6 protein-coding genes, 1 tRNA gene and 1 pseudogene are annotated in these 6,782 nt (G+C 43.5%); 6 read left to right on the forward strand and 2 right to left on the reverse strand.

The window, feature by feature from the left end; genetic code table 11:
• Positions 1 to 31 precede the first annotated feature (31 nt).
• Positions 32 to 262 carry a hypothetical protein gene (locus tag O9332_RS13155; RefSeq protein ID WP_071825071.1) on the forward strand — a complete coding sequence of 77 codons (231 nt, stop codon included), beginning with the start codon at positions 32 to 34 and terminating at the stop codon, positions 260 to 262.
• Here O9332_RS13155 and O9332_RS13160 read toward each other — a convergent pair.
• Positions 244 to 330, reverse strand: a tRNA-Ser gene (locus tag O9332_RS13160). The two genes, O9332_RS13155 and O9332_RS13160, sit on opposite strands and share 19 nt — an antisense overlap.
• Before the next feature lie 354 nt (positions 331 to 684).
• On the opposite strand from O9332_RS13160, the gene O9332_RS13165 reads away from it, so the two are divergent.
• The 5 genes from O9332_RS13165 to O9332_RS13185 all read left to right on the forward strand — a co-directional run bounded on the left by O9332_RS13165 (position 685) and on the right by O9332_RS13185 (position 6,215).
• Positions 685 to 1,626 carry a homogentisate phytyltransferase gene (locus tag O9332_RS13165; RefSeq protein ID WP_002760818.1) on the forward strand — a complete coding sequence of 314 codons (942 nt, stop codon included), beginning with the start codon at positions 685 to 687 and terminating at the stop codon, positions 1,624 to 1,626.
• Positions 1,623 to 3,872, forward strand: a complete 2,250-nt coding sequence (locus O9332_RS13170; RefSeq protein WP_002760816.1) for a hypothetical protein — start codon at positions 1,623 to 1,625, stop codon at positions 3,870 to 3,872. Before O9332_RS13165 ends, O9332_RS13170 begins: the two co-directional genes overlap by 4 nt.
• Before the next feature lie 164 nt (positions 3,873 to 4,036).
• A complete protein-coding gene (locus O9332_RS13175; RefSeq protein ID WP_002760814.1) occupies positions 4,037 to 4,405 on the forward strand; it encodes a 2Fe-2S iron-sulfur cluster-binding protein in 369 nt (122 codons plus the stop codon).
• 14 nt (positions 4,406 to 4,419) lie between these two features.
• Entirely contained in the window at positions 4,420 to 5,241 is an 822-nt protein-coding gene (locus O9332_RS13180; RefSeq protein ID WP_002760812.1) for an inositol monophosphatase family protein, read from the forward strand.
• Between the two features lie 32 nt (positions 5,242 to 5,273).
• Positions 5,274 to 6,215 carry a J domain-containing protein gene (locus O9332_RS13185; RefSeq protein WP_002760810.1) on the forward strand — a complete coding sequence of 314 codons (942 nt, stop codon included), beginning with the start codon at positions 5,274 to 5,276 and terminating at the stop codon, positions 6,213 to 6,215.
• 291 nt (positions 6,216 to 6,506) lie between these two features.
• Here O9332_RS13185 and O9332_RS13190 read toward each other — a convergent pair.
• A pseudogene (locus O9332_RS13190) lies at positions 6,507 to 6,782 on the reverse strand (transposase); the annotation flags it as partial.

Consider the following 6,782-nt stretch of genomic DNA (forward strand, 5'->3'; position numbering starts at 1 on the left):
AACCCTTATATAGAAAGGCATTTAGCGATTTTTGTCAATTGTTTTTTATCTAGAGCGAACTAATCAATTAAGTCTCTTGCCAGATAAGGATTTAGTCGATTTATGCCCCCCTATCGAACCATACCAAGTAACGAAGAACCAATTTAGTTACCAGTCGCCAACCACCCAGGACAACGCTAGATCTCTTAAGACAGTTGACCAAAAATTATGGCTGAGAACGACAGCACTAAATTATCAGTTCAACGGAGAGGGTGGGATTTGAACCCACGTTAGGTGTTACCCTAAAGCAGATTTCGAGTCTGCCGCATTCAACCACTCTGCCACCTCTCCACAGGGTTTGAGTCTGGATTATCATTTTAACAGATTACTTGTCCTCGGATTGATTTTTTTTGATCGACCTCTTGCATAATCTATTTTTGAGGGTTTAAAAACGTCAAAAATAAGGATTAAGTGGCATAAACTATCTAAATATAGCGTTTCCTAAGCTAGTGAGGTACACCTGTTTTTCTTCCCCTTTGCCTTTTGCCTCTTGCCTTTTGCCTAAAACCCAGAACTTTTGTACCTCAGCAGACTGAAAAACGCTATAGACTATTTAATCGATTATTATTCATTATTGATTCTCCTGACTACTGACGACCGACTCCTCAGCAACCATAACAATTTTTGATTTTTACCGGAGGTCTGATGAATCAAGCTCCTTTTCTTCCAGTTAACCATCCCCAGCCTAACTTTCTCCACTGGTTAGGGAGTCTCTGGAAATTTTCCCGTCCCCATACGATTATCGGCACTTCTTTAAGTGTTTTAAGTCTGTATTTAATTGCTTTGGGCAATATTAGCGATTTTTTTAGCCATTGGCCAGTTTTATTGCTCACTTGGGTCGCTTGTCTTGCGGGTAATGTCTATATCGTCGGTTTAAATCAGTTGGAAGACATCGACATCGATAAAATCAATAAACCCCATCTTCCCCTAGCCAAGGGCGAATTTTCTCGGTTAACAGGACGGTTAATCGTGGTTTTAAGCGGTATTTTAGCAATTATACTGGCTTTTATCGGTGGTTTTTGGCTGTTAATCACCGTGGGGATTAGTTTACTCATCGGTACTGCCTATTCCTTGCCACCAGTGCGTTTAAAACGCTTTCCCCTCTGGTCCGCCTTCTGTATTTTTACCGTCCGGGGTGTCATCGTCAATTTAGGTCTTTTTCGCCACTACAACACAGTTATCAATCAAAATCAGTCTATCTATCCCTCGGTCTGGGTTTTAACAGCTTTTGTTCTCGTTTTCACCGTTGCGATCGCTATTTTCAAGGATGTTCCTGACCTAGAAGGCGATCGCATTTACCAAATTACCACTTTTACCCTGCTTCTCGGTCCTCAAAAAATCTTAACAATTTCCCTATTGACAATTTCTCTATGTTATGGGGGGATGATTGCCGTCGGTCTCTTGGGGATAACGGGAATTAATTCTCCTCTGGCCATTGTCGCCCATCTGCTCCTACTTGTTCTTCTTTGGTGGCGTAGTCGCGGAGTAAATTTAGAAGATAAAAGCGAAATCAGCCAATTCTACCAATTTATTTGGAAATTATTCTTCCTAGAATACCTGATATTTCCCCTCGCTTGTTTAATATGAAAATATCTCCTTTTTTAGCGGCCATTCCCTTACTTTTGCTAGGTGGTACAAGCGCACCAAGTCAAGAAACCATCGATCCGCAACTATTAACCGGCAACCTTCGTTTAACCCTGAAAAATGGTGTTTGGAAACTGTGGCAAGATCAACCCGTTTATCAAAATCTGACCCTAGATTTAAGCTGTGATCACGCTGTTTGTCAGCCGTCGGTGTGGGGATACGCGCTCAAATTCAATAAAGAAGTGGATCACCAAGGTACGGTAAAAGCGATTAAATTAGACAATGCTTGGCGATTACAGGTGAAAATGAACATTCAAACTCACCCTTGGCAAGGGGAAGTCAGGGAAGCTATCTATAATATCGAAATTGTCCCCTACCAAGACCAACTTATCGGCAGTTATCAAGGCACTTTAGGGGGAAGAAGACTACAAAACCAAGTTAATGGCACAATTTCCCCTTTATGGCCTAATCCTGTCCCTAATCATCAACCCCTACAAGCGCGAGAACATCCCCGTTTAATCTTTCGCAAGTCAGAATTAACTAATCTCAGAGAAAAAGCGAAAACTCCCATCGGTAAAACTATTATCGCCCAATTAAACAACAGTTTACAAGAAAAAATTTATTACGATGGTTATGTTCCTAATGGTGGTTATCATGCCACAGGTCATTGTTTTTTAGCAATTTTAAATCAAGATAGAAAATCAGCAGAAATCGCCTGGGAAATTATCGAAAAAACCCGTAAAAATCGGGGAAGGAGAGTCTTAGAACAAGCACCAATTGTCGCAGGAGTTGCTCTCGCTTACGATCTTTGTTATGATTTTTGGGGAGAAAAGCGCCAACGGGAAATTACTCGCTGGTTATCCAGTGAAAGTAAAAAACTTCTCAAAGGTGGTTCACCCAAAGATGGATGGAATGGAGAGGCAGTTAGTAACTGGAATGCGCGGGCCAGAGGTGCGGCAGGATTAGCTAGTTTAGCGATTCTCAAGGAAGATTTACCGCCCGATTCTCTCTATTCTCCCTCTGCACAGGTGGAAATGGCCAAACGTCACCTAGAACGCTATTTTACCACAGCTATCGGCGATCGAGGATTTGGCACAGAAGGAGATTTATACACCACCGAACCCATGGTTCTCGCTGTTTTTCCCTTTTTGCAAGGGTATCGAAATAGTCTCGGATTAGACTTAGTAACTGGTTCCTCGGCAGCCCAATTGATCCCCCATTATTTAACCAGAATTGTCCCTAAAAATGGTCAATTATTGATTCCTGCTTATGGCAGACATCAGATGTTTGTAGGAGTGTCTTTATTAACTATCGGATTGGGAATTACCGATAAATCATGGCTGCCAGCGCTAAAATGGCGATTACAAGGACAGGAAAAACAACTTTTTCACCCCCATTATCCCCATATTGCCCCTTTTCTTCTCGCTGCTTATCCATCTAATCTTATTCCCGAAAATCCCGAACGCCAACTTTCCAGGGTTTTAGTTGATCAACAAAAGGGATTTTATGCTTTTCGTAATCGCTGGCAAAATGAAGAGGATTTTGTCGCTAGTATCTATCTTAAACAGCAACCTTTTGTGGGAGGATGGTCTTTTCCCGATGTCGCTAGTGTGAGAATTTGGGGATTAGGAGGACATTGGGCGAGTTTTGAGAGATCAAAAGGCGACTGGAACTCAGAAAATACCGTTATTTTCCCGAAAACACCGCCTTGGACCCAGGCAAAACCGATGACTTTTCAATCTAGTCCCGATGGTTCGGGAGTAATTACGTTAAAAACTGATAAAATTAGGGTTAAAGGGGCTGAACCACCCGCAGGAGTTGCTCTAGTTCGCTCTTTCGCCGTCGATTACAGTCTGTCCTCCGGTTCCCCCGGATTATTCGTCTTGATGGATAAATTATTAGGTAAAGTCGAGCAACCAGAATTTATTAATAAAACTTGGGTGATGAATACCCAGGGAAATGTTACTCTCGGAAAAAATAGTTTTACTATCACTCAAAATCGGGCAAATATGCAGGGAACTTTTATAACTCCCGTGACTTTAAAAGTCGAGAAAACTAATACAGGTGAGCGCATTTTAGCCACGGGTAGCGAGGAATTTTTTCTGGTGATGACCGTACAGAAAAGTCGTCCCCCAGCAGTTAAAATTATCGGCAAGGGATTAGATGCGATCGTGCAAATTGGCTCCCAGGAAATCTCAATTATCGACGGTGCAGTTAGATTAAAAGAGATGAATTTTCAAGAGCCATAAAAATTAGCAAGTGACCAAAGAAAAGTTAACAGTTGTCCAGGGGCATTTGTAAAGATGAAGACTATTTGAGCAATTATTGATGATATAATCAAGGTGGCTGACCAAAATAGCCCCTAAATTTAGAACTATCTAAATTGCATCTATAATTTCCGCCTAACTAAACTATGACTAAATATCATCAAATCACCGTTCACAATCGTCAGACGGGCGAAAAATTTGTCACCACCGTTCCAGGGGATAACTATATACTGCACAGTCTGGAAAAACAGAGTCATCAATTACCCTTTTCCTGTCGCAATGGAGCTTGTACCAGCTGTGCGGTCAGGGTATTATCGGGAGATATCCATCAACCAGAAGCGATTGGACTATCGCCGGAATTAAAAGCCAGAGGTTATGCTTTACTTTGTGTCAGTTATGCCCGTAGCGATATGGAAGTAGCCACCCAAGACGAGGATGAAGTGTATGAATTACAATTCGGTCGCTTTTTTGCCCGTGGGAAAGTGCGTTTTGGTTTACCCTTAGATGAAGAATAGATTAGGGATTAATCGTGCCAGATACCAGCAGCCAATTAGAAAAATACCTAGACATTGCCAGCGAAGCCGCCCTAGCAGCGGGAACAATTATCCTCGATAATTGGGGTAAAATCGAGACAATAGAAGAAAAAGGGCGATCGGGCGATTTAGTGACGGAAATAGATCGTCGAGCAGAAACAGAAATTCTCAAAATTATTGGCCGTCACTTTCCCAAACACGGGATTTTAGCGGAAGAATCGGGAAAACTGCAAGGGAGGGACAGCGAGTATCTCTGGGCGATCGATCCTCTCGATGGAACCACCAACTATGCCCACGGTTATCCCGTATCCGTCGTCTCCATCGGACTACTGATCGCAGGGATAGCAAAAGTGGGAGTCATCTATAACCCCTTTAGAAAGGAACTATTTCGGGCAGCCCGGGGTTTAGGATCCACCCTGAACCGTCGTCCTATCCATGTCTCCCGGACGAGTGAACTAGAAAAAAGTTTACTGGTGACGGGCTTTGCCTATGATCGTTGTCAAACCCCCGATAATAATTATGCCGAATTCTGTTATCTGACCCATCTGACCCAAGGGGTACGCCGCAGCGGTTCCGCTGCCAAAGACTTAACCGATGTGGCCTGTGGGCGCTTAGATGGTTATTGGGAACGAGGGATTAATCCCTGGGATCTGGCCGCGGGAATTATTCTGATCGAAGAAGCTGGCGGTAAAATTAGCGCCTACGATGAGAGTCCTTTTCTGATGGAAACGGGGCGAATTCTGGCCACTAACGGACACATTCACACCCCCTTAAGCCAGGCTCTGCAAAAAGCCGCCTCTTGGAGTTTTCAGTTTTAATGGGATTATCATTTTAGAGTAGGGTCTGCTGTATGCCTTTTCCGATTTCCCAGGGATTATTTCAATTTGATTTAATCGATCACTTCGCTGTTTTAGGAGTCTCGATCGATGCCGAACATGAGGAGATTCGCGAGCGTTACTTAAAAATCGCCTATAAACTTCACCCCGATACCTGTCGCCTTTACACCCCCGCCGAAAGGGAACAGGCTCATCAGTTACTCGCCAAATTAGTTAACCCAGCCTACGAACATCTAGGCCGCGACCTATCTCGGGAAGAATTCCGCCTTGTTTTAACACAAATGGGTAAGGCAATGGCGCGAGATTCGGGTAAAATCACCATCAATAGCGAACCAGCTAGAAAACTAGCCCAGTCCACCGCTAACTATGAATTAGCCTATCAAAAAATCCTGCAATCTTTGGCGATCGATCAATATACCGCCCTGGAAAATACCTATCAGAAAATCGCCCAACTCAGTGAACTCAATCTGGTTTATCTGATGCTAACCGAAGGTCAGGGCAACAAGAAAACTACCCCGAAAGTCTTTATCTCCCAAGGCAATCCTCGCCAGTCCGAGTTAGTGGTCGCGGCTACCACCACGGCAGCCCCAGCTAAAGCCAAGGAATCGCCCTTAGAAGCCTATATTCGCCGCGCCCAAGCCTCTCTTGACCAAAATAACCCCGCCCAAGCTTTGCGAGAATTGCGCGATGCCCTACGGGAAGAACCAGATAATAGCATCTGTCACGCCCTGCTCGGTTTAGCCTATCTGCGACAAAATCAACTCTCCATGGCCCGGGTTCATATCAATCGCGCTTGGCAAGCCCGCCCCAAAGATGCGACGGTGATTAGGTGCAAACGGGAACTGGATAAAGTAGTTAATCCTAATACTGAAATGGAAGACCAGAAGGGACAAAAAAAGGAAGGGAATACTAAGGGCGGTTTTTGGTCCCTATTTGGTGGTAAAAAGAATAACTAGCTCAAACCATAACGGTATAAGCTTGATACCAAATCGTCATTTTAACCCGCCTGTTACCCCACGCAGGTAACAGGAGAAAAGAAACGATCAGCCCGAGACTCAAGCTCAAACTAGACAGACAAAACAGCTTACCCTGATCAGTAAGTGGGTGGGTGGAATTAAATATAAGATGAACGTAGGTTGGGTTGAAGCATGAAACCCAACGCCCGCATAGTTTACGCTACCGCTAACCCATCCTACAAATAATTGTGCCTCCCTACTTAGGGTTTGCTGAAAAAGTCGCTCAAAGAATTATGCTATTGAGTGCCAATAATTTGTCGCCCAAGTGATAAGTTTTACTTGAGTAAAACTTATCACTTTTAACATAATTTTTATTAAAGCGTTGCCGACATCTTAGTTCTTTTGTTCGCCCAGAAATCAAGAAAGACAAAAAAAGCCCAAAAAACTGCCGAAGCAGTCGGGAAAGATTGACAACCAAAAAGGTAATAGCAATGGACGTTTCTGAAGTTTCAGGTAGTTTTGTCATGCACAGATTTAAACCAAATCTTCTCTTAGCTTGTCCGAATT

The organism is Microcystis sp. LE19-10.1B (assembly GCF_027530565.1).
Taxonomy (GTDB): Bacteria; Cyanobacteriota; Cyanobacteriia; order Cyanobacteriales; family Microcystaceae; genus Microcystis; species Microcystis aeruginosa.

Bases quoted from the DNA above. Each gene is read 5' to 3' on its own strand.
- O9332_RS13175 (WP_002760814.1), top strand. From the start codon at position 4,037: ATGACTAAATATCATCAAATCACCGTTCACAATCGTCAGACGGGCGAA.
- O9332_RS13170 (WP_002760816.1), top strand. From the start codon at position 1,623: ATGAAAATATCTCCTTTTTTAGCGGCCATTCCCTTACTTTTGCTAGGT.
- O9332_RS13185 (WP_002760810.1), top strand. From the start codon at position 5,274: ATGCCTTTTCCGATTTCCCAGGGATTATTTCAATTTGATTTAATCGAT.
- O9332_RS13165 (WP_002760818.1), top strand. From the start codon at position 685: ATGAATCAAGCTCCTTTTCTTCCAGTTAACCATCCCCAGCCTAACTTT.